Raw genomic sequence first — 25,196 nt, forward strand, 5'->3', positions numbered from 1 at the left:
TCGCCCTTGAAGACGGGGCTGCCCTCTTGAAGCCCGCGGTTTCCCTCAGGCCCGGCTGCGGTCATTTGACCCTTGACGACTTTGGCGATGCCGATTTCTTTGGCCATGTTCCCCCACACCAATTTAATGACAGGCATTGGCAGCGCGGGAGAGAGATGTGGAATGGGGAAGGGCGCTGCAAAATTGCACTACGTATAACAGCCCGTTTGACTAACGTCAACGTTATCCGGTGGGAGGCTATGCGCGAGCCGAATATTGTTCGGATGAAAGGCTGCTACTTTTTCGACTTGCTTTTGTTCTTGCGGGCCGCTTTTGGCTTGGAGCTGACGCGCTTGGGCGTTTTTTCTTTTCCGGCAGATTTTTTGACGCTGGCTTTTTCCTTGCCGCGCACAGTTTTCCCCTTGGCTATTTTGGCCTTTTTCGCCTTGCGCTTGGGGTGGGACTCGTACAGAGGCGTTTTGCCTATGCCCAGGAAGCCCGGATGGACGCCCAATTCACCCGAAGCCTGGCCCCAGGATTTGCCATCCTTGCGCAGCGCCTCCACCTGGGCCGGGCTGATGCCCGCCACGTGCGCCAGAGCCTCGGCCCGGGTGCGCTCCACGCGTTCCTCGGAAGCCTCCAGGGCTTCGGCCGCTTGGCGCGCCGCCTCGCGGTTGCCGCTCTTGTGCAGCTTCCAGGCCTCCTCGCGCAGCTGGGCGTTTTCTTCCAGCACGGCGTCCATGCGCTTGAGCACGGGGTCGTCGCTGACGGCCAGGGCCGGAGCGGGCAGGCTGAGGGCCGAGCAGGTCAGAACGCCTGCGAAGAATGCGGCGACAAGAAGCAACGAGGTTCTGGAAGGCGTGGGCATATGTTCTCTCCGCAGGGGTCGCGAGGTTGCTTTCACGGGGCTTTCATCCGTCGGCGCGAGCAGCGCCGGGAACAGGCGTTGGCGCCGGTTCCGGGGGAGACCGCCAGGCGCAGGCGAAGGCCAGAGCCAGCGCGCCCGCCGAGGCCGGAGTGTGCAGCGCCGGAGTCAAGGCCGCCGCCAGCAGGGTGGCGAGCAGCAGCCCGAACCCGAAGCGCCTGCGGCCATGCAGGGCGCAGGCCAGCATCCCCGCCGCCGCCAGCAGCGGTCCGCCGAGGCCCCACCCGGCCAGAAGCCTGAGCCAGGACGAGGGGATGTCAAAGGCGGACACCGGGAGTCCGGCGGCTTCGGGCGCCCAATCCAGACCGCCCACGTCAGGCATGGCCAGGGCCACGGGCTCGTTCAGCGGCAGCCCCACAAGCCAGGCCCCTGGCTCCTGCTTCAGCGCCTCGACGACCGCCGTCAGGTACCAGGACAGGCCCAGGTCTTCTCCGCCGCCGAGGGTGCTCGCAAGGGGCAGAGCCATGGACATCCAGATGCCCAGGATGCAGGCGCAGGCCAGGGCCAGGCGTTCCTGCAGCGGGCCGCGCTCCAGCAGCAGGACCACGCCGCCCGCCGCCAGCAGGCCCGGGCGCGAAAAGGTGACGAAGAGGCCGGCCAGGACGAGCCAGCGGGACAGACCCCAGGGGGAGGTGGCGGACACTGCGCTGCCGGTCGACACGGGCAGGCCGGAAAGGTTGGCTCCGGCTGCTTCGGGGCTGTGCGCTTCGGGCAGGTCCAGGGTGGCGCACAGCGCGATGAGGAGCAGGAAGGCCATGGTGTCGGAGGCGGCCTGCCCGCCGCCCAGCAGAAAGCCGCCGCCCAGCACCACCTGCCTGGCCATGATGGCCGTGACCAGGAAGTCCAGCGCCAGCAGGGCGCCCAGCGCGCCGCCCAGGTGGACGAGCGTCTCGCGCCTTGGCGCGCCGAAGCAGAAGGTCCAGGCCGCGGCGAACAGCACCAGCGCCGGGAGCCGCAGCTCGTCCAAAAGCGGCGCAAGGTCCTGGGCCTGGCTCAGCACCGGGCCGAACAGGCGCAGCCCAAGGTGCACGGCCACGGCCATGAGCACGGCAAGGCCCAGGCCCAGCCAGGAGGCCCGCGACAGGGGCCTTCGGGCGTGGATGTCGCGCCCGAGGCTGACCACCAGGGCCAGTCCGGCCAGAACGAGCCACGGCGTCAGGCCCTGGGGGCCGAAGCGCTGGCTGAACTCCGGGCGTTCCGCGACGCGGCCCGCCAGCACGGCCAGGGGCATCAGCACGTAGACCGCGAGGAGCGGCAGCCGAGCCAGGAAGCGGTCGCCCGCGCTGGTCATCCGGCGCTCCTGGCGTCGCGGGTGGTGATGTCTGTCCGTGTGGTCCTGGCGTTTGGCATGAAACGGCTCCGGGGAAGTGTCCCCGGCAGAGGGCATAGCGCGTCCTGGGCTCGGGGTAAAGTCCGGGCCGGAAGAAGATGCCGCAGCGCGTCGCGCAGGGCATGGCGCAACAGGCGGCGTTGTCGGGCCGCTGGGGCGGGCCTCGGCTACAGCTCCACCTGGGCGCCCAGCTCCACCACGCGCCCCGGCGGAATGCCGAAGAAGGTCGTGGCGTTCCAGGCGTTGCGCGACATGAAGGCGAACAGGCTCTTGCGCCAGCCCGCGATCCTGGCGTCGCCGCCGGTGAGCAGCGTCTCTCGGCCCAGGTAGAAGCTGGTGCTTTCCATCTCGACGTCCAGGCCGTGGGCGCGCGCAAGGCGCATGATTTCCGGCACGCTCGGGGTCTGCATGAAGCCGTAGCGGGCGATGATGCGGAAGAACCCGTGGCCCAGGCTGGTCACCTCAAGGCGCGAGTGCTCCGGCACGAAGGGCGTCTCGGCGGAGACGACCGACAGGAGGATGATGAGCTCATGCAGCATCTTGTTGTGCTTGTAGTGGTGCAGCAGCGTGATGGGCGTGCCCGTGGCCGAAACGGACATGAACACCGCCGTGCCCGGCGTGCGCATGGGCCGGTCCGTGGCCACCAGGCTTTCGAGGAACAGGTTGATGGGCAGGCCCATGGCCGCGTACTTCTTGCCCAGCGCCTGCTTGCCGTCGCGCCAGGTGACGATGGCCAGCATGATGACTCCGGCCACGGTCAGGGTGAACCAGCCGCCGTCCAGGATCTTCAGCAGGTTCGCGCCCAGGTAGGTCACGTCGAACACCAGGAACAGCACGATGAGCGGGATGGTCTTCCAGTACGACCAGCGCCACAGGGTGTGCACCACGTAGAAGTAGATGATCGAGGTGATGCCCATGGTGGCCGTGACCGCGATGCCGTAGGCCCCGGCCAGGTTGGTGGAGCTTTTGAAGGCCAGCACCAGGCCCAGGCAGGCCACCATCATGGCGTTGTTGATGCCGGGCAGGTATATCTGGCCCTTGGTCTCGGCCGAGGTGTTCACGATGTGGATGCGCGGGCAGTAGCCGAGCTGCATGGCCTGCTGCGTCAGCGAGTACACGCCGGAGATCATGGCCTGGGAGGCGATGACCGTGGCCATGGTCGCCAGGGCTACCATGGGGTAGAGCATGACGTGGGGCACCAGGGCGTAGAACGGGTTGAAGGCCTTGTCCGGGTGCTCCAGCAGAAGCGCCCCCTGGCCGAAGTAGTTCAGCAAAAGCGAGGGCAGCACCATGGCGTACCACGACAGGCGGATCGGGCGGGAACCGAAGTGGCCCATGTCGGCGTAGAGGGCTTCTCCGCCGGTGATGCACAGCACCACGGAACCCAGCACCACCAGGCCGTGCAAGTGGTTCGCCAGGAAGAAGCGGTAGGCGTAGACGGGGTTCACCGCGGCCAAAACGTCCGGGCGGTTGATGATGGCCGCCACGCCCAGGCCGGCCAGCACAGTGAACCAGGCGACCATGAGCGGGCCGAAGACCTTGCCGATCTTTTCGGTGCCGTGCTTCTGCATGCGGAACAGCACGATGAGGATGAGGCAGGTGCCGGGCAGGATGAAGGGCGCGGCCTGGTCGGTGGCCACGTCCAGGCCTTCCATGGCCGAGAGCACCGAGATGGCCGGGGTGATGATGCCGTCGCCGTAGAGCAGCGCCGCGCCGAAGATGGCCAGGGTGACCAGCACGGTGTAGCCGCGTCCGCTCTTGTCCTTGGTCCCTGCCTGCACCAGGGCCAGGAGCGCGAAGATGCCGCCCTCGCCCTTGTTGTTGGCGCGCATGATGAACATGACGTACTTGAGGCTGACCACCACCAGAAGCGACCAGACGATGAGCGAGAGCACGCCCATGATGTTGCCCGGCAGCAGCGCGATGGCGTGCTGGCCGTGGAAGCATTCGCGCACGGCGTAGAGCGGGCTTGTGCCGATGTCGCCGTAGACCACGCCCAGCGCCGCCAGGGCCAGGGCCATGGTGCGACCGGAATCGTGGCCGGAATCGTGGCCGCCGTTGTCGTCCGCGGGGGGCAGATCGGGCGATGTTTCAGGGCCTTCGGCCTGCCTGGGCTGTGCTGGCGTGTCGGGCGGGTTCTGGCTCCCGGCCAGCGGCGGCTCGCCCTGGGCGTCCTGGCTGGCGGCCCAGGGCAGAAAACGCGCGATCGGCAGGCTGGCAATCCAGGCGAAAATGCTTTGCCCCGGGCGCGAAGGGGCAAGGGGAACAGCGGGCATGAAAAAAACCTCCGGTACGAATGAATACGGGGGATGGCCCCGTGTACCGGAGGTCTTCCCCTTCGACGCCTGCGAGGTTAGCTGACGGGCTCGGACCGAAGAGTGTCCTACGCCGTGGTGTCCGGCGATGCGCCCCAAGGGAGTGGTTCCCCCGCTCCCGGGACACAGTCCCGGAACTCGGCAAGAAGTCCTCTATGCCTGCCCCTGGGGGCTGTCAACAGCCTTGCGCGACCCTTTGCCCGGGCTGGGGGAGAAATGGCCGCGCCGTGCGAGTTGCCAAGGCGGGCGAAAGCGGGATAGGCTGTGGCGCAAAGGTTGGCGGCGGGCAATGTTTGCCTGCGCGCCCGCGGATTATGCGAAAGGTACGCAATTTGCATCGCGCTGGCCGTGGAGGAGTGCCTCCCGGTCGGCCACAGCTTCGGGAGGCCATGCATGTTCGGCACACAGGAATGGCTCATCATCGTCATCATCGGCGTGGTCATGTTCAATTGGCGCAAGCTGCCGGAGTTGGGCAGCAGCGTCGGGAAGGCCCTGACCAGTTTCAAGCGCGGCCTGAACGAGCCTGAAGAGATCGACGTGAGCGAGAAGAAAAAGGACTCCGGCGAAACCCCGCCAAAGCCCTGACGCCCGCAACCGGGCCTTCGGGGCGGCAGCGCTTGCCGCATGAGGGGAGTATATGTTCGTAATCATAGGCATGGTCGTCGTTTTGGCGTGCGTCATCGGCGGGTATCTGCTGGAGGGCGGCAATCTGCACGTGCTCTGGCAGCCCATCGAGCTGCTCATCATTTTCGGTTCCGGCATCGGCTCGCTGCTCGTGGGCTCGCCCATGAAGGTCAACGTGGCCATCGGCAAGAACCTGGTGACCGTCATGACCGGCAAGCCCAAGGGCAAGCAGGACTACCTGGACATCCTCCTGGTGCTCTTCGACCTTCTGTCGCTGGCCCGGCGCGAGGGCGTCATCGCCCTTGAGTCCCACGTCAACAAGCCCGACAGCAGCACCATCTTCACCAACCGGCCGAGCGTGCTCAAAAACCATCACGTCCTCGACTTCATCTGCGACAATTTCAAGGCCTACACCGCCGCCAGCATGGAGCCGCACGAATTCGAGGCCCTCATGGACACGGACATCGATTCCCACCACGAGGACGCGCTGCAGGCGCCCACCAACCTGAACCGCGTGGCCGACGCCTTCCCGGCCCTCGGCATCGTGGCCGCGGTCATGGGCGTCGTGCTCACCATGGGCAAGCTCTCCGAGCCGCCCGAGGTCCTGGGCCACTCCATCGGCGCGGCGCTGGTCGGCACCTTCCTGGGCGTGCTTCTCAGCTACGGCTTCTTCGGTCCGCTGGCGGCCATCATGGGCAGCCTGGTTCAGGATACGAGCATCCAGCTCCAGGTGGTCAAGGCGGCCATGAACGCCTTCGCCATGGGCTGGCCCCCGGCCATGTCCCTGGAGTCGGCGCGCCGGGCCATTCCCGCCCACGACCGCCCCGGCTTCGACGAGTTGGAAGCGATCCTGCGCGAGAGCAAGAAGAGCAGCAAGGGCTAGCCTGGCGCCAGGCGGGCAGGAGTAAGCGACAGTGGCTGAAAACAAGTCCATCATCATCAAGAAGATCAAGAAGGGGCACGGCGGCGCGCACGGCGGCGCCTGGAAGGTGGCCTACGCCGACTTCATGACCGCCATGATGGCCTTCTTCCTGCTCATGTGGCTGCTGTCCATGGTCGTGCCAGAAAAGCGCGCGGGCGTGGAGCAGTATTTCAAGGAATTCAGCCTGTTCGACAAGCAGAGCGCGCTCGATATCCGCCAAGGCGGCGCCATGATCCCCGATCAGAACAAGCCCCCCATTCCCCAGCGCGACGAGCTCACCGAAGACGCCAAGGAAGGCACCGTGGCCATTCAGCCCGTGCAGATCCAGCAGAAGATCAAGAGCGCGGTGAACATCAACCTGCCCGACGTCAAGGACCAGATCTTCGTTGACGTCACCGAGGCCGGGGTGCGCATCCAGCTTGTGTACGACGAGAATAATCCCATGTTCGCCAAGGGCAGCCCCGAGCTTACCGCCAGCGGCCGCAAGGCCCTGCAGATCATCGGCGAGCAGCTGAAGCCCCTGCCCAACAAGATCGTGGTGGAGGGACACACCGACGCCATCAACTATTCCGGCGGCAAGTACACAAACTGGGAGCTTTCCACCCAGCGCGCCAGCACCGCCCGCGTGGCGCTGGAGCAGGGCGGCATGGGCGAGGACCGCCTCTCGCGCGTGTCCGGCTACGCGGCCACGCAGCCGCTGTTCCCCGACAACCCCACCGATGCCCGCAACCGGCGCATCAGCGTGCTCGTGCTGAACTACGTTCCGCCCGAGAGCGGCGACGGCCTGCACAAGGCCCTGGGCGCGGAGGCCTCCAAGGTCAAGCAGCCCACCATCGCCGAGGAGCTCAACGCCACCATCGAGCAGATGCTCTCTGCCGAGGGACGCGGCGAAGAACCCAAGGGCAAGGCCGACAAGGCCAAGGCCGCTCCGAAGAAGGAAGGGCACTAGCCATGAGTGAAGTCGAGCCCGCGCGGCTGCCGAACATGGTCGACAAGCTGACCCCCGGCGCCAGGATATTCGCCATCCTGCACAAGGACGCCCTGCGTGAGCGCATCGACGTGCGCCCCTCGGAGGTGCTGGGTCTTGAGGGCGACGTGCTCTTCCTGCGGCAGACCGAGCCCCCCGTGGGGCGCGAGCACCTCGGCGCCAGCATTGAGGCCGCCCTGCTGCTGGACCAGGAGGGCGCGTTGCGGCCCGTCGGCTATGCCGCGCGGCTGCTCAACATCCTCGACGACTACACCGCGCCCGACCTTACCCAGGTGCAGGCGCTGGCCATCTCTGCGCCCAAGGCCGAAGATTTTTTCGAAACCAGCCTGCGCATGCACTACCGAGTGACCGTGGACGACGACATGGGCGTGCTCATTCGGCTTGAAGGCCTCGAAGGGCTGGAGGAGCAGGACAGCCTGGACGCCCCGAGCGGGCCGGAACTGCTCGACTTCTCCGCCGGGGGCGCGCGCGTGCGGCTGCCCGCTGGCGTGCGCGTCAACGTGGGCGACCAACTGCCCTTCAAACTCGTGTTCCTGGGTTCCGGCTATGCCGACGGCATCGGCATCGTGCGCAGCGTCGAATCCACGCCCGACAACCGCCACCTGGACCTGGGCCTCTTCTTCACCAACATGGAGATCCGCGACATCCGCTACATGGAGCGCATGGTCGCGCGGATCGTTTCGGCCTGCCGCCAGCGCGAACGCGACGCCGAGTACGTCTGACAGCCTGGCGGGTGGTCTGAATAGCGGACCGCAGCCCCTCTTGAGGCCGAACCGAAAGGTCAGAAGAAAGACACCCTCCCGTGGCTGGCCCCCAAAGCCGAAAGGGCTGTTTCAGGTTCCTCCCGCCCCCTTCGGGGTTTCAAGGGTGTTGTGCTCCTGTCTCGCCTGCCAGCCATGGCAGCTGCCGCCTGCTTCACGATTCCCTTAACCATCCCAAAAGTGAAAGGTTCCTGTTGACGTCTTTGCGTCGACAGGAACCTTTCACGTACTGGGGAGTCCAGAGGGCCTCAGGCCCTTTGACGGGGGTCCAGGGTGCGGCGCCCCTGGCTCTACTTGCTCTGCTGCTGTGCGGCCAGGGCTTCGCGGCGGCGCTTCAACAGCGCCGGGTACACATTGCTCAGGATCATGGCCGAGAGCAGGAAGGCATAGGAAGTGGCCTCGTAGCTCCATTCCGGCCAGGACTTGTCGTAGGTCTTCAGCCAGGCCACGGTGGTGTTGACGGTGAACACCACGGCCCAGCACGTTGTGAGGATGATGTTGGTGCGGATGAACGCCGGGTGCTTCCACATGCTCGGGTCGGTGTGCTCGCGGGCGTATTCCTCGGTGAAGGGCTTGCCCATGAACATGGTCACCCAGGTGCCGGCGGCCAGGGCGCCGTTGGCCAGGATGCCCATGTTGCGGATGGTCCACATGTCCTGAAACACCAGCACTGCCACGCAGGCGTATGCGAAGAAGGCGATGCCCACCCACATGATGGCGCCCCGGTGCAGCTTCAGCACGGCCATGGCCAGGGTGAGCACGGAGGCAACCACCAGGCCGATTTTGAGCCGCTCCAGGCTGCCGTGGGCGATGACCAGGAAGGCGATCCAGGGTGCGAAGCTGAACAGGAGTTTCAGGAACTGCATCATGAGCGATCTCCAGAGAAATGTCTGTGGCATGAGCCGGTTCGCGTGGCGAGGGATCCTCAGCCGCTAGTCGTCGAAGCGTTTGGTGATGGCGCCGTAGGCGTCGATGCGCCGGTCGCGCAGGAAGGGCCAGCCCCGGCGCACGAACTCGATGCGCTCCGGGTCCACCTGGGCGAGCAGGATGGTCTCCTCGTCGGCGCTGGCCAGGGCGCTGATCTCGCCCGCTGGCCCGGCCACGAAGCTTGAGCCCCAGAACTCGATGCCCGCGCCCTGGGCGTTGTTGCCGTCGGCGAGCGGCTTTTCGAAGCCGATGCGGTTGGCGGCGGCGATGTAGCAGCCGTTGGCCACGGCGTGTCCGCGCTGGACGGTGGTCCAGGCGTTGCGCTGCTCGTCGCCCAAGAGGTCTTTCTCCAGGGGGTGCCAGCCGATGGCCGTGGGGTAGAAGATGACCTCGGCCCCCTTCAGGGCGGTCAGGCGCGCGGCCTCTGGGTACCATTGGTCCCAGCACACGCACACGCCGATCCTTCCCACGTGGGTGTCGACGGCCAGGAAGCCCAGGTCGCCGGGCGTGAAGTAGAACTTCTCGTAGAAGGCAGGGTCGTCGGGGATGTGCATCTTGCGGTAGATGCCGAGCACGTCGCCCCCGCGCCCGAGCACGGCCGCGGTGTTGTGGTAGAGCCCCGGCGCGCGCTTCTCGAACAGGGAGACCACGATGGCGGTGCCGGTCTTCTTGGCCAGTTCGCCGAAGGCCGTGGTGGTGGGGCCGGGTACCGGCTCGGCCAGGTCGAACAGGCGGGCGTCTTCCTGCTGGCAGAAGTAGGGGCCGAGGAAGAGCTCCTGCAGGCAGATGACATCCGCGCCGAGGGCTGCGGCGCGCTCGGCCAGGGCCAGGTGCGCGGCCAGATTCTCCTCGGCGCTTTCGCGGCAGCCGGTCTGGATGAGGGCGATGGTGTAAGGCTTGCGGTTCATGGCTGCCCCGTTGTTTGTGGTCGGGCTGTTTAATGAAGACGCCGGAGCGGGGTGCTCGCCCTGCCCCGGCGCCAAATGCCGTCGAATGTGTCGTTCAGACTATTTCGGGTCCAGCGCGTCGATGACCTTGACGCCGAACTCCTTGACCGTGTCTGGCGGTTTGAAGAACACGGCCATGAAGGGCGTGTCCATGCCGGTCTTGAGGAAGGTGTTGCTGGTCAGGATGCCGACCTCGGAGGCCAGGCTGGAGTTGATCTCCTCCTCGCTCTGCACCTGCAGCTGGAACTGCGACAGGGTGTTGCCGCACAGAAGCTGCTTGGCGACCAGGACATGGCCCTTCTCGTCGAACAGGGAGATTTCGACCTTGATGCGTTCCTTGGGCGTGGCGAAGTTGTTCACGGCCTTGCCCTCGACAATGAAGATCTGGCCCGCCTTCTCGTTGGGGATGTAATACTGGCGGACGTTGCGCAGGGCGATGTCCTTGACCTTCTCGGCGTTGTCGGTCGTGGCCTTGGGCTTGCTTCCGAACGAGCTCAGGAAGGGGATGTCCATCTTGGTCCAGGGCTTGAAGATGAACAGGCCGACGCCGCACAGAGCCACCAGGGCCAGCACTGCTCCCAGGATGATCCACTTCTTTTTGGGGTTGGCCGCAGCCGCGGGCGCACCCAGGTCAAGCGAGTCGCTGCTGCCCAGGGAGTTGAGGAAGTCGTCGTCCTTGCTCTCGGCTTTCGCGGCCGGGGCCGGGGCGGGTTCGTCGTCGTCAAAGGCTCCGCCAGCCTGAGCGGCGGGGGCGGCGGGCTCGTCGTCGTCCCAGGGCATTTTGCTGGCCGGGGCGCCGTCGGCATCGTCGTCGGAGCTCGGTCCGGCGGCGGGCTCGTCATCGTCCCAGGGCATCTTCTTGGCGGGGGCCTTGTCGGCGCCGGCGGCATCGGAGCCAAGTCCTGCGGCGGGCTCGTCGTCATCCCAGGGCATCTTCTGCGCGGCGGGCTTGGGCGCGGGCGCGGCGGGCGCTTCAGCGGCCTGCAGGCCGCTCAGCTCGTCCTCGAAGTCCTTGGCCGGGGGCATGACGGTGAAGATGTTCTGACACTTCGCGCAGCGGACCTTGGACCCGTTGGGCGCGATCTTGTCCTCTGGGAGATTGTATTTGCTCTCACATTTTGGGCAGGCGACAATCATGGCTTTTCTTTTGCTCCATCGCCCCTATTCGGGAACGAGTTCGTACACGGCGTCCAGTTCGCGGTACTTTTCCGCGTAGTCCATGCCGTATCCCACGATGAATCCCTTTTGTATGGGGAACCCGGCAAAGTCAACCGTGACTCCGACTTCCCTGCGCTCGTGCTTATCAACAAACGCGCAAATTTTCAAACTGGCCGCGCCGCGCTTTTCAAGGACGTGCAGAAGGAACTCCGCGCTGCGGCCCGTGTCGACGATGTCTTCCACCACCAGCACGTGTTTTCCCGCCACGTCCACCTCCATGTCCTTGGTGAACACGGCCTGGCGGCCCCGGCTGGTGGAGTTGCCGTAGCTGGCCAGCCGCACGAAGTCGATCTCCGGGCCGACCTCGCCGATGTCGATGCGGCGCACCAGGTCGGAGAAGAACAGGAAGGCGCCCTTCAGGACGCACACGCAAACCAGGGGCTGGCCCTTGTACTGGGCGCTGATCTGCGCGCCGAGCTCGGCCACGCGCTTCTGGATGGCCGCGGCCGGGATCACCGGCAGCATCTTGTGGGACATGACTTCTACAGCTCCATGATCATTGCGATTTCGTCGCAGTCCGGGAAGCGAGGGCAGTTCAGGCAGTCGCTCCAGACCTTCTGGGGCAGGCTGTCCTTGCTGGTCTCGGAAAAGCCCATGTGCTCGAAAAAAGCCACGGTGTTGGTCAGGGCGAAGACGCGGTAGATGCCGAGGGTCACGGCGTCGGACACGCAGGCCTCCACCAGCTTGCGGGCCAGGCCCTGGCCGCGCTGCTCGCGGGCGACCACCAGGGAGCGCACCTCGGCCAGGTTCTCCCAGCTGATGGACAGGGCGCAACAGGCCAGCACGGAGTCGTCCTCGCCGCTGGCGATGACGAAGAAGTCCCGCAGGTGGCTGTACAACTGGTTGAACGAGCGGGGCAGCACCAGCCCGTCGTCGCCGCTGGTGGTCATCAACAGTTTGTGGATGCCCTTGACGTCGGTGATGCGGGCCTTGCGCAGCTGGTGGGCCACGGGCGCGCTCACTGGGCCTTCACCAGCTGGCCGATGACCGGGTCCAGCATTTCAAAGGGATAGGCGCCCGCGCTGTTGAAGGCCACCTGGCCCTCGCCGTCGAAAATGACCAGGCTTGGGATGCTGCGCACGCCGAACTCGCTCGACACGTCGCCCTTGGCCATGAGCACGGTGAGGGTGGTGGGGCGGGTCTTCAGGTACTCGCGCATGGCCTGGTCGGTGTCGTCCACGCTCAGGGCCAGGATGTCGAGCTTTTCCTTGGGGTACTTGGCGCGCAGCTGCTCCAGCACGGGCAGCTCGGTCTTGCAGGCCGGGCACCAGGTGGCCCAGAACATGATCAGCGTGACCTTGCCCTTGTTGGCGGCGATCAGCTTGTTCAGGCCGGGCATGTCAACGGAGTCGAACTTCTCCTGGGCGCCGGGCTTGCCCTCGCCGGAGCAGGCGGGCAGCAGGCCGAGACAGGCGGCCAGCACGAGCAACAGCGTGAATTTCATGAGGGTCTTAGTCATCGGTGTCCTCATCGCAGCCGCGAATCAGGGGCTGCGTCATAACGTCTGCCGCGCATGTAGCAGAAACACGCGCGGGACGCAAAGACTCTCGGAGCCTGCCCTTGTGGCGGCCTTCCGGGCGATCGGGCTGCCGGCCCAGTGCCTGTCGGCCTAGTGCTTGCCGGAAAGTTCGCCGGCCAGCTTCACGGCGGCCACGGCATCGCGCGAGAAGCCGTCGGCCTTGATGGACGCGGCAAAGGCCTCGGTGACCACGGCCCCGCCGATCATGACCTTCATGTCCAGCCCGCGCTCCTTGACCAGGCGCACGGTGTCCTCCATGCGTACCATGGTGGTGGTCATCAGCGCCGAGAGGCCGATGACCTTTGCGCCCACGCGCTCAGCCTCGTCCACGATCTTCACGGCGGGCACGTCCTTGCCCAGGTCGAAGACCTCGAAGCCGTGGTTCTTCAGCATCAGGCAGACGATGTTCTTGCCGATGTCGTGGATGTCGCCCTCAACCGTGGCCATGACCACGGGGGTCTTTTTCTCGGCGCGGCCGGAGGCCAGCAGCAGGGGCTCCAGCCGACCGAAGCCCGCCTGCATGGCCTCAGCCGAGCGCAGCAGCTGCGGCAGGAAGTATTCCTTGCGCTCGTACTTGTTGCCGACCTCGAGGATGGCGGGGATGAGCTCGTCGTTGACCAGGGCGAAGGGGTCCGCGCCTTCGGCCAGGCGCGCTTCCAGCATGGCCAGCAGGGCGGGCTTGTCACCACTGATGACCGCCTCGCCGGGGGTGGTGGCCGCGCCCTTGGCGATGGACGCGCCGGTACCGCCACCGGCGCCGGAGGTCGGGGCCACGGGCGTCCAGTGGGCGTAGCCCTCGATGTAGCGCCCGGCCTGCGGATCGCGGGAGAGCAGCACCTCGCCGGAGGTCAGGATCTCCCGCAGGCGGTTGGAGGCCGGGTTGGCGATGCACGAGGACAGCCCGCAGGCCATGCTCATGGCCAGGAAGGTGGAGTTGAGCAGCTCGCGCGCGGGCAGGCCGAAGCTCACGTTGGACAGGCCCATGGTGGTGGGCAGGCCCAGGGTCTCGCGGCAGTAGCGGATGGTCTCCAGGCAGTGGCGGGCGGCCTCGGGCTTGCTCGAAACCGTGAGCACCAGCGCGTCCACCATGATGAGGCGGCGCGGGATGCCCAGTTCGTCGGCCTGGGCGAGCAGGCGCTCAATGACGCTGATGCGCTCTGCCGCGGTGTAGGGCAGCTTGCGGCCCTCCAGCGGCAGCAGGATGAACGGCGCGCCGAACTTCTTGCACAGCGGGCCGAGCAGCTCCATGCGGCCGGGCTCCCCGCTGATGGAGTTCACCAGGGGCGAGCCGGGCTGCGTCCACAGGGCGTTATCCATGGCTTGGGGGTCGGAGGTGTCGAGCGAGAGCGGCAGCTCGAAGCGGGCGGAAAGGGCCAGGGCCAGCGACGGCAGCACGGCCTTTTCGTCCACCATGGCCGCGCCCACGTTCACGTCGAGGATGGCCGCGCCGTCGGCGATCTGGGCCTGGGCAAGGCGCAGCGCCTCGGCGTGTTCGCCGCGCACCAGTTCCTCGGCCAAAACCTTCTTGCCGGTGGGGTTGATCCTCTCGCCGATGACGGCCAGCGTGTTCTCCGCTCCAAGGCCCACGGAAAGCGAGCGGCAGGTGAGCACCAGCGGGGTCTTGTCGGCGGGTTCGGGGCGGGCGTAGGGCGTGTCGCCCACGGCGGCGCGCAGGGCGGTGATGTGCGCGGGCGTCGTCCCGCAGCAGCCGCCCAGGAACTTGGCGCCCAGCTCCACAAAGGCGCGGCACTGGCGGGCGAAGTCGTCCGGGCCGAGGCGGAACACGGTCTTGCCGTTTTCGTCCAGCTCCGGCAGGCCCGCGTTGGGCTGCACGAGCAGCGGGGTGGACAGGCGCGGCAGCATGGCCCGCACGATGTCGACGATCTGCTCCGGTCCGGCGGAGCAGTTGGTGCCGATCAGGTCAACGCCGAGGTTCTGCATGGTGTCGATGAAGGTCAGCGGCGGGGTGCCGGTCAAGGACACCGCGCCCTCGAAGGTCATGCTCACGGCCACGGGCAGGTCGCAAACCTCGCGCGCGGCGATGACCGCTGCCTTGGCCTCGGCCAGGTCGAACTGGGTCTCGATGATGATGAGGTCGGAGCCGCCGTCGACCAGGCCCTGGATCTGTTCCTTGAAGGCTGCCACCAGTTCGCGGAAGGTGAGCTTGCCCAGCGGCTCGGCGAAGTGTCCGGTGGGGCCGACGCTGCCTGCCACGAAGGCGCGGCCGTCCACGGCGCGCTTGGCCGTCAGGGCCAGCTGGCGGTTCAGCTCGCGCACGTTCGTGGTGGGGTCGAGCTTGAAGCGCGTGCCGCCAAAGGTGTTGGTGGTGACGACCTCGGCCCCGGCCGCGGCGTATTCGGCGTGGATGGAGGCCACGGGGTCGGGGTTGGCCAGGCCGAAAAGCTCCGGCGAGACGCCGGGAGGCAGCCCGCGGGATTGCAGGAGCGCGCCGAAGCCGCCGTCGAAGAAATGGATGCGGCCATCGGCCAGGAGTGAGCGGAATGTGGACATGGGTCGTCTCCGTATGGGTCTGGTCCGGGAGGGGGGGCGGATGGTCGCGCCGCGCTGGGGCCGGACCCTTGAGTTGGCAAAGCCTGGTTTGGACTGGCGTCAAAGGGCGCGGAGCCTGCGGCCCCGGCCCAGGAGGTCGGGTGTACTGAAAAACGTTGAAAAGGACAAACAAAAACTATACGCTCACGTTTTGCGAAACAAGTCTCCGAGCCAGGGATCACAAGCCCTTTCGGATGAAAAGGCTGGCATGAAGTCGAACAATACCACAGCCTCCCCGCCCGAGCGCCGTCGCCCGACGACCCCGGCCCTGGCCGGGAAGAAGCAGCACCTTCCCGCCCTGGTTTCCACCAAGCGCGGCGAGGTCGGCCTGCGCGATTCGCTGCACCACTACCTGCGCGAGATCGCCCGCTTTCCGCTCCTGGCGCCAGAGGAAGAATTCGAGCTGGCCCAGCGCGTGCGCGAGTCGGGCGACCAGGAGGCCGCCTTCAGGCTCATTTCCTCGCACCTGCGCCTGGTGGTCAAGATCGCCATGGATTTCCAGCGGCGGTGGATGCAGAACGTGCAGGACCTGATCCAGGAGGGCAACGTCGGCCTCATGAAGGCCGTGCGCAAGTTTGACCCGGACAAGGGAATCAAATTCAGCTATTACGCGGCGTTCTGGATCAAGGCCTACATCCTCAAGTTCATCATGGACAACTGGCGCATGGTCAAGATCGGGACCACCCAGACCCAACGCAAGCTGTTCTACAATTTGAACAAAGAGCGCCAGCGCCTGACCAATATGGGCTTTGACCCCACCACCAGCGCCCTGTCCGAGAGCCTGAACGTGTCCGAGGCCGAGATCGAGCAGATGGACCAGCGGCTCTCGCGCCAGGACATGAGCCTGGACATATCCCTTGGCGACGACACCGAGAGCACCCGGCTGGACTTCCTGCCCGCGCTTGGGCCGGGCATCGAGGACATCCTCTCGTCCAACCAGATTTCCGCGCTCCTGCTGGAAAACCTGAAGACCATCGCGCCCAGGCTTTCGGACAAGGAGCAGGCCATCTTGAACGAGCGCCTGCTCTCGGACAGCCCGGTGACCCTGCGCGAGATCGGCGACCGCTTCGGCGTGACCCGCGAGCGTGTGCGCCAGATCGAGTCGCGCCTGCTGGAGAAGCTCAAGGAGCATCTGTCCTCAAGCGTCAAGGATTTCTCCGCCGACTGGATTGAGGCCGAGGAGTAGCCTATGGACCTGCGCATTTTGGAACTCAAGCGTCGAGCCCGCGATCTGGCCGTGTCCCGCGCGCAGTCGGCGTTCTCGCTGGAATGCGCCGAGGAGCTGACCTACGCCCGCGACCTGTTCTTCGACCATCCGCTGCTGCTGCGCCTGCAGGGCGACGCCCTGGGCTTTTTGAACGAGGCCTGCGGCCTGGGGGTGGAGCACGGCAAGAGGGTGGCCATGGACGCCGCAGCGCTGATTCTGGTGGAGCCCTCGGGCCTGTCCGCCGATGAGCGCCGCAGGCTGACCGTGCTGGCCGAGATGGCCGGGCTGCTGCACGACGCCCTGCGCCACGAGGATAACCACGCCGAGAAGGGTGCGGACCTCTGCCTGCGCATCCTGCGCGGCTATGCCATCAGCCCGGAGGAGCGGCTTTGGATCGCCGGGGCCGTGGCCGCGCACGAGAAGGACGGCACGCAGCCGCAGGAGGCGGGCGAGCACGCCCGGCTGCTGGCCGGTGCCGTGCACGACGCCGACATTTTCCGCTACGGGCCGGATATTTTCGCCACCACCCTGTGGGAATTGTGCGAGTGCGACGAGTGGTCGCTTGAACAGATCGCCGCGGCGTTCCCGGAGGGCGTGCGCCGCGCCAAGGCTCTCGCCGGCAGCTTCCACACCGAGAGCGGGCGGCGTTACGGCCCGCCCCTGCTGGCCGAGGGCGTGTCCCTGTCCGAGGAATACGAACGCATGCTGGGCCAGACCCTGGCCGCAAACGCCAAGAATAAAGCGTGAGGACAGCGCATATGCCAACGAGTCTTCCCGCCGCCCGCCGTCTGGCCCTGCCGTTGGCGCTGGGCTTGCTCCTGAGCCTGGGCTGCGTCGCCTGCGTCGCCGCGCGGCGGGCGCCCGTGAAGGCGGAGCCCATGGCTGGCCCGGCCTCCACCACCTACGACTACCTTGAGTTCCAGGCTCTTGCCCAGGAAATGGGGCGCACCGGAGTCCTTTCGCGCACCTCGCCCGAGGCCTTCGCCCGCACCCTGGAGTTGCAGAGGGCAGCGGCCCAGGCCCTGGACCGCATCATCGCCCGCGAGCCCGCGCCCAGCCTGTTCATGGACAAGGGTTTCCTGTTCTGGAACTCGGAGCAGGCGGGAGAGGCCAGGAGGATCCTGGAAAACGGCCTGCGCCTGTTCCCCGACGACTACAACCTGAACGCCGCTCTGGCCAACGCCTACCTGCTTGAGAACAAGCTGCCCGAGGCCGCCGCGACCATCGAAGCCTATCTGGCGCGGCACGACAACCAGCTCCTGCGCGAGCGCCTGGGCCAGCTCTACAACGACGCCGACCAGCCAGCCAAAGCCCTGGAAGTGCTGCGCAAAATACCTCAGAAGGGGCGCTCCAACGACGCCCAGTACCAGCTGGCCAGAGCCCAGGCCCGCCTGGGCCAGCGCAAGGCGGCCATCGACACCCTGCGCAAGCTGACCAAGTCCGCCCCGGACTTCCTTGAGGCCTGGGTGGAGCTGGCCTTCCAGCAGGAGATGGAGAAGGATTACGTCTCGGCCCTGGCCACCTACATGCAGATTCTGGCCCTGGGCGAGACCCGCGAGGACATCCGCCAGCGCATCGAGAACGGCGGCGGCGAGGGGCGCGAGGACATCCGCCTGCGCGTGGTGGGCCTGGAACTCAAGCTGAACAACCCGGACAAGGCCCTGACAGTGGCCCTGGAAGGCTCCGGCAGCAAGGCCTTTGTGCTCTCGGCCTCTCTGCTCTTCTTGAGCGAGAACTACACGGCCCAGGCCAGCACCCTGTTGGACGTGCTGGCCAGCACCCCGCCCGTGCCCGGCGAATATTTCTTCTACAAGGCCGTCATCGCCCACGATGGCGAAAGCAACCCGCAGAAGGCCCTGCAGTTCCTCGACCTGGTGCCGCAGAGCGACGCCCACTACAGCCAGGCCCTCCAGTTCCGCATCCAGCTGCTCTACAGCCTGAGCCGCGAGCACGAGGCCGTGGAGCTCATGGAGCAGGGCAAGCGCCTGTTCCCGGGCCAGTCGCGCTTCCCGCTGCTGCAGGCGGGCTACCTCATGGAAAAGAAGCGCCTGCCCGAGGCGCGCCAGGTGCTGGAGGATGCCCTCCAGGCCAGGCCGGAGGACGAGGACCTGCTCTACCAGCTGGGCGCCGTGCTCGACCGCCAGGGCGACCGCAAGGCCGCGCTCCGGATCATGCAGCGCATAGTGGACAGGAACAAGGAGCACGCCGACGCGCTCAACTACATCGGCTACACCCTGGTGGAGGAGAACCGCGAGCTTGAGCGCGCGCTCTCCCTCATCAAGAAGGCCGACCGGCTCAAGCCGGGCAATGGCTACATCATCGACTCCCTGGCCTGGGCCAACTATCGCCTGGGGCGGCTGGAAGAGGCCTGGAAGCATATCCAGCGGGCCGTGTCCCTGGCCCAGGACGACGCCACCATGTGGGAGCACTACGGCGACATAGCCCGCGAGATGGGCAAGCGGGACAAGGCCAGAAAGGGCTACAAGACCGCGCTCAAGCTCAAGCACGAGTCTCCCGAGCGCGTGAAGAAGAAGCTGAAGGGGTTGTGATCGCGTGAGCATGCTGCGCAGAGTGTGTCTTCTGGCCGGGAGTGCGGCCTTGGCTTTGGCCTGCGCCGCCTGCGCGCCCAAGGTCGAGCTGCCGCGTTTCGACGATGTCCTGGCCAACAAGTCGGCCTTTCAGGATCGCTTCGTCACCGCGCCCATGTTCGCCACCGGCGTGGCCGTGCGCGCCAGCCTGCTGTATTCCACGCCCGCGCGCACCAACCGCACGGATGTGCAGATCTTCGGCGACTACGGCCGCCCCCTGCGCCTGGACGTGCGGGCCGGGCTCGGCACCATGGTCGCCCTCATGCGCGAGGACGCCAGCGGCCTGCTGGCCTATTACCCCGGCAAGAAGGCGGTCTACGCGCACATGGACCCGGTCATCGGCGCGCAGCTCCTGGGCCTGCCCTTCCCCTTCTCCATGCGCGACCTGGCCCTGGTGCTCTCCGGCCACTTCCGCTCGCTGGTGCCGCCGGACAAGGCTCCGTCCGAGATCCGCGCATTGCCCGACGGCGGCTTCGCCTACAGCTACGCCAAGGGCCCGGTGCGGCTGCTGGCCGTGGACGCGTACGGCCGCCCGCAGCGCCTGGAGGGCGAGCTCTCCCCCTATTTCAAGACCCAGGCCGAGCGCGAGGGCGAGGTTGTGTCCGGCCCGCGTGTGTGGAGCCTGGTGTTCTCCGACTATCCCGAGGACGACGGCGACCCCCCGGGACCGGCCACGGTGCTGACCCTGAACCTGCCCAAGGGCGAGAGCGCCGTGCTGCGGGTCAAGGCGCTGGACGAGCGCGGGCTGCCCTGGCCGCTCAAGTCGCTGTCCCTCGTGCCTCCGTCGGATTCGAGGTTCATGGCTCTGGACCGCCAGTCACCGCCGCCTCCGGGCATCACGGACATCGTCACCGGGGGCAGCGAGAACGAACACGGACAACCTGAGGAGAAAGCGCATGGATAACAACAACCAGGCACTGATTCCGGTTGTGGAGCCCCCGGCCCAGCCCGGCCTCGTCGGCACCTTCACCCTGGGCCTCAAGGTCTGGGGACGGGAGATGCGGCGTCTCATAACCGGCCAGGCCAAGCGCCACGAGGTGCGCCAGCTGGAGGCCCGCCTGCGCGAGGAGATGGCCGTGCTGGCCAGGCTCGACGCCTCCGGCCAGGCCACCCCCGGCCCGGAGCGCGACCTCTGCCTGCGGCAGGTGGAGATGCTCAAGGCGGAGATCGCCCGGCTGCGGCGCGAGGAAGAGGCCACGGAACCCAGGTAGACAGCCGGGCGCGCGCCCGCAGGAGGAGCCTTCATGTCAAAGACCATCGTTTTGGCCTCCGACCACGGGGGATACGCCCTCAAGTCCGTTCTGGCGCAGGCCCTGCGCAAGGTCGAGTGCGTGGTGGAAGACCTGGGGCCGGACTGCACCAGCTCCTGCGACTATCCGGCCTTTGCCGACAAGCTCTCCAAGCGTCTGCTGGACGCGGGCGAGGAGGGCCAGAACGGGCAGGTGCTGGGCATCCTCATCTGCGGCACGGGCCTGGGCATGAGCATGGCCGCCAACCGCCACCCCGGCATCCGCGCGGCGGTCTGCACCAACGAGTTCATGGCCCGCATGGCGCGGGCGCACAACAACGCCAACGTGCTCTGCCTGGGCGAGCGCGTGACCGGCCAGGGCCTGGCCCTGGAGATCATGCGGGCGTTCATGGAGGCGCCCTTCGAGGGCGGCCGCCACCTGCGGCGCATCGAACAGTTCGAGACGCATTCCATGGCCTGAGGCCGCCCGGCTCCGAGAGCCCGGCCTGAGGCGGAGTGACGACGCGGAGCCATTCCGCGCAATACAACCCGGCGGCTGCGTGCCGCCCCAAACGAGGACCAACTTCCATGCAGAAGACCATCGCCCCTGACCAGCTTGTGGTGAATACCCTGAAAGGGCTCATCATGGACGCCACCCGCGCCGCCGATTCCGGACACCCCGGCGGAGCCATGAGCTCCGCGGACTTCGCAGCGGTGCTCTACTCGGAGTTTCTGAACTTCGACCCCGAGCGCGCCAACTGGTTCAACCGCGACCGCTTCGTGCTCTCCGCCGGGCACGAGTCGGCCCTGCTGTACGGCCTGCTGCACCTGGCCGGGTTCATCGACGCCGACGACCTGCGCGGGTTCCGCCAGCTCGGCAGCCGCACGCCGGGCCACCCGGAGCACGAGGTCACCCCCGGCGTGGAGGCCACCACCGGTCCCCTGGGCCAGGGCTTCGTCATGGCCGTGGGCATGGCCGTGGCCGAAACCTTCCTGCGGGGCAAGCTGGGCAAGGCCGTGTGCGACCACAACACCTACGTGCTCACCAGCGACGGCGACATGCAGGAGTCCGTGGTCCTGGGCGCCGCCTCCCTGGCCGGGCTGTGGGGTCTGGGCAAGCTCACCTGCTACTACGATTCCAACAAGGTCCAGCTGGCCGGGCCGGTCTCCCGCGTGGACCGCACCGACTACGCCAAGGTTTTCGCCGCCATGGGCTGGCACGTGCAGCAGGTCGACGGCCACGACCGCGACGCCATCCGCGCGGCCATCAAGAAGGCCCAGGCCCAGAAGAAGAAGCCGAGCCTCATCATCGGCCACACGGTCATGGCCAAGGGCGCGGCCACCCGCGAGGGCGACTTTGGCACCCACGGCGAACCCCTGCCCGCGGACGAGATCGCCGCCACCAAGAAGAACATGTGCCTCATCGAGGGCGCCTGCTTCCACGTGCCGGACGAGGCCCGCAAGCATTTCCAGGCCCGCTTCCCCGAGCTCAAGCGCGGCGTGGCAGCCTGGAAGGAGACCCTGGCCAAGCGCATCAAGAAGGGCGACAAGGACTTCCTGGACTTCTGGAAGGCCATGAACACCGGGCGCGGCGAGCTGAAGCTGCCCATGCCGACGTTCGAGCCCGGCAAGAAGATCGCCACCCGCGCGGCCTGGGGCCAGTGCCTGAACATGCTCAAAGACGCCCTGCCGAACCTCATGGGCGGCAGCGCCGACCTCGACCCCTCCAACCAGACGAGCAAGTTCCGCGACGCCGTGGGCATCTTCGCGGCCGACAATCCGCTGGGCCGCAACCTGTCCTTCGGCGTGCGCGAGTTCCCCATGGCGGCCATCCTGAACGGCATGGCCCTGCACGGCGGCACGCTGCCCTTCGGCGCCACGTTCCTGACCTTCTCCGACTACTGCCGCAACGCCATCCGCATGTCGGCACTGCAGAAGCTGCCGGTGCTCTACGTGTTCACCCACGACTCCTTCTACGTGGGCGAGGACGGCCCCACCCACCAGCCTATCGAACACGTGGCGAGCTTGCGGCTCATCCCGAACTTGCTGGACCTGCGCCCGGCCGACGCCACCGAGACGGCGCTCTGCCTGGAGCTGGCCCTGCGCCAGACGAACCAGCCCTCGTGCCTGTTCCTCACCCGCCAGGGCCTGCCGGTCATGGATCCCAAGGAGTACCCGGCCGTGGCCGAGGGCGTGAAGCGTGGCGGCTACGTGCTCAAGGACTGCAAGGACGAGCCGGAACTCATCGTCATGGCCTCCGGCTCCGAGGTCTCTCTGGCCCTTGAGGCCGTGAAGATCCTGGAGGAGGAAGAGCCGGGCCGCATGATCCGCGTGGTCAGCATGCCTTCGGTGAACCTGTTCGAGGCCCAGCCCATGCACTACAAGGAATCCGTGCTGCCGCCCACCGTGGAACGCCGCGTGGCCATCGAGGCCGGGCGGGTCGAGGGCTGGCACAAGTACGTGGGCCTGTTCGGGCTGGCGCTCGGGCTCGACCACTTCGGCGAGAGCGCCCCGGCTGACAAGCTGGCCGAGAAGTATGGCTTCACCGCGCCCACGGTGGCCAGGCTCATCCGCGAGCGCTATTTCGGCTAGCGCAAGCCGCTGCCCAGGGCGCTTGCGGTCTGGCGGGGTGCTCTGCTAGAGTACGTACACGATGGGAAAATCGGACCGCGCGTGAGCGCGCAGGTTCTGCACTTTGAAGGAGAAACACATGGAAGCCCCGCAAAGAAATCTGGCCTTGGACCTGGTGCGCGTCACCGAAGCGGCGGCCCTTTCGAGCGCCCGTTGGCTGGGCAAAGGCGACAAGGACGCCGGCGACCGCGCTGCAGTGGACGCCATGCGCCTGTCCTTCAAGACCCTGGCCATCAGCGGCACCATTATCATCGGCGAAGGCGAGAAGGACAACGCTCCCATGCTGCACAACGGCGAGAAGGTCGGCGCGGGCGGACCGCAGACCGTGGACGTGGCCGTTGACCCCGTCGAGGGCACCAGCCTGCTGGCCTATGGCCGCCCCAACGCCATCAGCGTTGTCGGCGTGGCCCCGGCCGGAACCATGTACGATCCGGGCCCCAGCTACTACATGCAGAAGCTGGTGGTGCCCGCCGCGGCCAAGAACGTGGTCGACATCGAGGCTCCCGTGCCCACCAACCTGAAGCGCATCGCCAAGGCGCTGGGTAAGGACGTGGACGACCTGGTGGTCTTCGTGCTCGACAAGCCGCGCCACAAGAAGCTCATCGCCGACATCCGCGAGGCCGGCGCGCGCATCCAACTGCACACCGACGGCGACGTGGCCGGGGCGCTCATGGCCATCGACCCGCGCAACGAGGTGGACGTGATGATGGGCACCGGCGGCACGCCCGAGGGCGTCCTGGCGGCCTGCGCCATCCGCATCATGGGCGGCGAGATGTTCTGCAAGCTCGACCCCCAGAAGCAGGACGAGAAGAATCTGCTGGCGCAGCACGGGGTGGACATCCGCCGCGTGCTCACCGTGGGCGACCTGGTGAAGAGCGACGACGTGTTCTTCGCGGCCACCGGCATCTCGGGCGGCACCTTCCTGAAGGGCGTGCGCTACCTGGGCTACGGCGCGGAGACCAGCTCGCTCGTCATGCGCGGCAAGACCGGCACCATCCGCTACATCGAGGCCATCCACTCCTGGGATCACCTCATGAAGATCAGCGCGGTCAAGTACGACTAACAAACGCACAAAGGCCGGGAGGGGGCGCCATATCCCCTCCCGGCCTTTTCCTTTTTCCGGTATCCGCTAGATTTCAGGGTCGGCGAGCTTGGCGGCGATGATCAGCGCGTCCTCGCTGCGGGCCTGGGCCTGCAGGCTTTTGGACTCCCCGTGGCAGGCGAAGCCCGCTCCCGAGACATGCACGTAGCCTGCGGAGAGGACCTTGGAGTAGGGAATCTGCTCGCGCATCTCGGAAAAATCGATGCGCCTGGGGAAGATGATGGGCTCTGGAATTCCTGCAAAATCCTCGAACATGATGTATTTCATGGCGTCCTCCACGGTCGGTTGCTCTAGCGTGACTCTAGCCTACGTACATGGCGAGGGCAAGATGCGCCGGACGCCCGCGGGCAGGCCATGAAACACTTTCGGCGCATCGGCATCTGGCAGACCGCCTTCCTGGGCGACGCCGTGCTCACCCTGCCGCTCGTCCAGGCCGTGAAGGAGCGCTTCCCCGAGGCCGAGCTGCACCTCTTCGTGCGCGCCGGGGTGGAGGGCCTGTTCAGCGCCCAGCGCGAGCTCGCCAGCGTGCGGCCCTTTGCCAAGCGCGGCGCACAGAAGGGCCTCAGCGCCGCCACCGCCCTGGGCCGGGAGCTTGCGCGCGAGGGCTTCGACCTCTGGATTTCCCCGCACACCAGCCTGCGCAGCGCTCTTGTGGCCCGAACCGTGGGCGCGCCCGTGCGCATCGGCTATTCTCGTCCCTGGTGGAACCGCTTCGCCTACACGCACCTGGTCGACCGCCGCTTTGACGAACTGCATGAGATCGAGCGCCTGATGCAGCTGGCGCTGCCTCTGGAGATCGACCCGGTAGCGCCCAAGCCGCGGCTGGACCTGCCGGCCGAGGCCGTGAGCCGCGCAGAGGCGGTGCTTTCAGCCCTCCCGGCCGGGCCGAAACGTGGCCCAGTCCTCGGCATCCACCCCGGCTCCACCTGGCCCACCAAGTGCTGGCCCGAGGAATATTTCGCCGACATCGCCCGCCGGGCGCTCGAGGCCGGGGCCGTGGTGCTGCTCTTCGCCGGACCCGGTGAGGAGGCGCTGGCCGGGCGCATCGTGTCGACAGTGGGCAAGGCGGCTGGCGCTGCCGAGGGCGCTGGAGCCGGTCGGCTCGTGAATCTGGCCGGGCAGCTCAACATCCCGGCCCTGGCAGCGACCCTGGGGCGGCTCGACGCCTGCCTGACCAACGACTCCGGCCCCATGCACCTGGCCTGGGTGCAGGATACGCCGCTCTGCGCCCTGTTCGGCCCCACGGTGCGCCAGCTTGGCTTCTTTCCGCGCGGGGAGAACTCCCGCGTGCTGGAGCAGAGCATGGACTGCCGCCCCTGCGGACTGCACGGGCACAAGGCCTGCCCGCAGAAACACCACCAATGCATGCGCGACATCACCCCGGACCGGGCTTGGGATGTGCTGCGGGGCATGCTCGGGGTGTAGGGTCCAAAAG

Annotated in this window: 24 protein-coding genes and 1 riboswitch; of the genes, 13 read left to right on the forward strand and 11 right to left on the reverse strand. The window is 67.0% G+C overall.

Annotated elements, in window-relative coordinates; translation table 11 throughout:
- Positions 1–274: 274 nt before the first annotated feature.
- The 3 genes from RDU24_RS09755 to RDU24_RS09765 form a co-directional block, all read right to left on the reverse strand.
- Positions 275–847, reverse strand: coding sequence for a hypothetical protein (locus RDU24_RS09755; protein WP_308735560.1), 573 nt, complete (start codon positions 845–847; stop codon positions 275–277).
- A gap of 43 nt (positions 848–890) precedes the next feature.
- Positions 891–2,195 (reverse strand): hypothetical protein, encoded by a 1,305-nt coding sequence (locus RDU24_RS09760; protein WP_308735561.1) that lies wholly within the window; start codon positions 2,193–2,195, stop codon positions 891–893.
- A 206-nt stretch (positions 2,196–2,401) separates the two neighbouring features.
- Positions 2,402–4,510, reverse strand: a complete 2,109-nt coding sequence (locus RDU24_RS09765; protein ID WP_308735562.1) for a potassium transporter Kup — start codon at positions 4,508–4,510, stop codon at positions 2,402–2,404.
- Positions 4,511–4,561: 51 nt separating this feature from the next.
- A riboswitch (cyclic di-AMP (ydaO/yuaA leader) is annotated at positions 4,562–4,703 on the reverse strand.
- A gap of 239 nt (positions 4,704–4,942) precedes the next feature.
- Here RDU24_RS09765 and RDU24_RS09770 point away from each other — a divergent pair.
- From RDU24_RS09770 to RDU24_RS09785, 4 genes are read left to right on the forward strand one after another with little or no spacing between them, the layout of a single operon-like run.
- On the forward strand, positions 4,943–5,134 hold the full coding sequence (locus RDU24_RS09770; protein ID WP_308735563.1) for a twin-arginine translocase TatA/TatE family subunit: 192 nt from the start codon (positions 4,943–4,945) through the stop codon (positions 5,132–5,134).
- A 52-nt stretch (positions 5,135–5,186) separates the two neighbouring features.
- The gene (gene motA, locus RDU24_RS09775; protein ID WP_308735564.1) at positions 5,187–6,056 is read left to right on the forward strand and encodes a flagellar motor stator protein MotA; all 870 of its coding nucleotides are present in this window, start codon (positions 5,187–5,189) and stop codon (positions 6,054–6,056) included.
- A gap of 31 nt (positions 6,057–6,087) precedes the next feature.
- Positions 6,088–7,044 carry a flagellar motor protein MotB gene (locus tag RDU24_RS09780; RefSeq protein WP_308735565.1) on the forward strand — a complete coding sequence of 319 codons (957 nt, stop codon included), beginning with the start codon at positions 6,088–6,090 and terminating at the stop codon, positions 7,042–7,044.
- Between the two features lie 2 nt (positions 7,045–7,046).
- Positions 7,047–7,805, forward strand: a complete 759-nt coding sequence (locus RDU24_RS09785) for a PilZ domain-containing protein (RefSeq protein ID WP_308735566.1) — start codon at positions 7,047–7,049, stop codon at positions 7,803–7,805.
- Positions 7,806–8,134: 329 nt separating this feature from the next.
- On the opposite strand, the gene RDU24_RS09790 is transcribed toward RDU24_RS09785, so the two are convergent.
- The 7 genes from RDU24_RS09790 to RDU24_RS09820 all read right to left on the reverse strand — a co-directional run bounded on the left by RDU24_RS09790 (position 8,135) and on the right by RDU24_RS09820 (position 14,966).
- Entirely contained in the window at positions 8,135–8,713 is a 579-nt protein-coding gene (locus tag RDU24_RS09790; RefSeq protein ID WP_308735567.1) for a hypothetical protein, read from the reverse strand.
- Between the two features lie 63 nt (positions 8,714–8,776).
- On the reverse strand, positions 8,777–9,679 hold the full coding sequence (locus RDU24_RS09795; RefSeq protein WP_308735568.1) for a carbon-nitrogen hydrolase: 903 nt from the start codon (positions 9,677–9,679) through the stop codon (positions 8,777–8,779).
- A gap of 99 nt (positions 9,680–9,778) precedes the next feature.
- Entirely contained in the window at positions 9,779–10,855 is a 1,077-nt protein-coding gene (locus RDU24_RS09800; protein WP_308735569.1) for a DUF3426 domain-containing protein, read from the reverse strand.
- Positions 10,856–10,879: 24 nt separating this feature from the next.
- On the reverse strand, positions 10,880–11,413 hold the full coding sequence (gene hpt / locus RDU24_RS09805) for a hypoxanthine phosphoribosyltransferase (protein ID WP_308735570.1): 534 nt from the start codon (positions 11,411–11,413) through the stop codon (positions 10,880–10,882).
- A 5-nt stretch (positions 11,414–11,418) separates the two neighbouring features.
- Entirely contained in the window at positions 11,419–11,898 is a 480-nt protein-coding gene (locus tag RDU24_RS09810; protein ID WP_308735571.1) for an N-acetyltransferase, read from the reverse strand.
- On the reverse strand, positions 11,895–12,395 hold the full coding sequence (locus tag RDU24_RS09815) for a TlpA family protein disulfide reductase (RefSeq protein WP_308735572.1): 501 nt from the start codon (positions 12,393–12,395) through the stop codon (positions 11,895–11,897). Before RDU24_RS09815 ends, RDU24_RS09810 begins: the two co-directional genes overlap by 4 nt.
- 150 nt (positions 12,396–12,545) lie before the next feature.
- Positions 12,546–14,966 (reverse strand): homocysteine S-methyltransferase family protein, encoded by a 2,421-nt coding sequence (locus tag RDU24_RS09820; RefSeq protein ID WP_308735573.1) that lies wholly within the window; start codon positions 14,964–14,966, stop codon positions 12,546–12,548.
- A gap of 247 nt (positions 14,967–15,213) precedes the next feature.
- Between RDU24_RS09820 and RDU24_RS09825 the strand changes: the two genes are divergently transcribed.
- The 8 genes from RDU24_RS09825 to glpX all read left to right on the forward strand — a co-directional run bounded on the left by RDU24_RS09825 (position 15,214) and on the right by glpX (position 23,722).
- Complete coding sequence (locus tag RDU24_RS09825; RefSeq protein ID WP_308735574.1) at positions 15,214–16,191, forward strand: sigma-70 family RNA polymerase sigma factor; 978 nt, start codon at positions 15,214–15,216, stop codon at positions 16,189–16,191.
- A gap of 3 nt (positions 16,192–16,194) precedes the next feature.
- Positions 16,195–16,959 (forward strand): HD domain-containing protein, encoded by a 765-nt coding sequence (locus RDU24_RS09830; RefSeq protein ID WP_308735575.1) that lies wholly within the window; start codon positions 16,195–16,197, stop codon positions 16,957–16,959.
- An 11-nt stretch (positions 16,960–16,970) separates the two neighbouring features.
- Positions 16,971–18,761, forward strand: coding sequence for a tetratricopeptide repeat protein (locus RDU24_RS09835; protein WP_308735576.1), 1,791 nt, complete (start codon positions 16,971–16,973; stop codon positions 18,759–18,761).
- A 4-nt stretch (positions 18,762–18,765) separates the two neighbouring features.
- Complete coding sequence (locus RDU24_RS09840; protein ID WP_308735577.1) at positions 18,766–19,704, forward strand: hypothetical protein; 939 nt, start codon at positions 18,766–18,768, stop codon at positions 19,702–19,704.
- Positions 19,697–20,011 carry a hypothetical protein gene (locus RDU24_RS09845; protein ID WP_308735578.1) on the forward strand — a complete coding sequence of 105 codons (315 nt, stop codon included), beginning with the start codon at positions 19,697–19,699 and terminating at the stop codon, positions 20,009–20,011. The genes RDU24_RS09840 and RDU24_RS09845 overlap by 8 nt, the downstream gene beginning before the upstream one ends.
- A 33-nt stretch (positions 20,012–20,044) precedes the next feature.
- Positions 20,045–20,509, forward strand: coding sequence for a ribose 5-phosphate isomerase B (gene rpiB / locus RDU24_RS09850; protein ID WP_308735579.1), 465 nt, complete (start codon positions 20,045–20,047; stop codon positions 20,507–20,509).
- Positions 20,510–20,616: 107 nt separating this feature from the next.
- Positions 20,617–22,620 carry a transketolase gene (gene tkt / locus RDU24_RS09855; RefSeq protein ID WP_308735580.1) on the forward strand — a complete coding sequence of 668 codons (2,004 nt, stop codon included), beginning with the start codon at positions 20,617–20,619 and terminating at the stop codon, positions 22,618–22,620.
- Between the two features lie 118 nt (positions 22,621–22,738).
- Complete coding sequence (gene glpX / locus RDU24_RS09860) at positions 22,739–23,722, forward strand: class II fructose-bisphosphatase (RefSeq protein WP_308735581.1); 984 nt, start codon at positions 22,739–22,741, stop codon at positions 23,720–23,722.
- 66 nt (positions 23,723–23,788) lie between these two features.
- Here the strand turns inward: glpX and RDU24_RS09865 are convergent, their stop codons facing one another.
- Complete coding sequence (locus tag RDU24_RS09865; protein ID WP_308735582.1) at positions 23,789–24,028, reverse strand: hypothetical protein; 240 nt, start codon at positions 24,026–24,028, stop codon at positions 23,789–23,791.
- Positions 24,029–24,115: 87 nt separating this feature from the next.
- On the opposite strand from RDU24_RS09865, the gene RDU24_RS09870 reads away from it, so the two are divergent.
- Complete coding sequence (locus RDU24_RS09870; RefSeq protein ID WP_308735583.1) at positions 24,116–25,186, forward strand: glycosyltransferase family 9 protein; 1,071 nt, start codon at positions 24,116–24,118, stop codon at positions 25,184–25,186.
- Positions 25,187–25,196 lie beyond the last annotated feature (10 nt).

Source organism: Humidesulfovibrio sp. (assembly GCF_031082295.1).
Lineage (GTDB): Bacteria > Desulfobacterota > Desulfovibrionia > Desulfovibrionales > Desulfovibrionaceae > Humidesulfovibrio.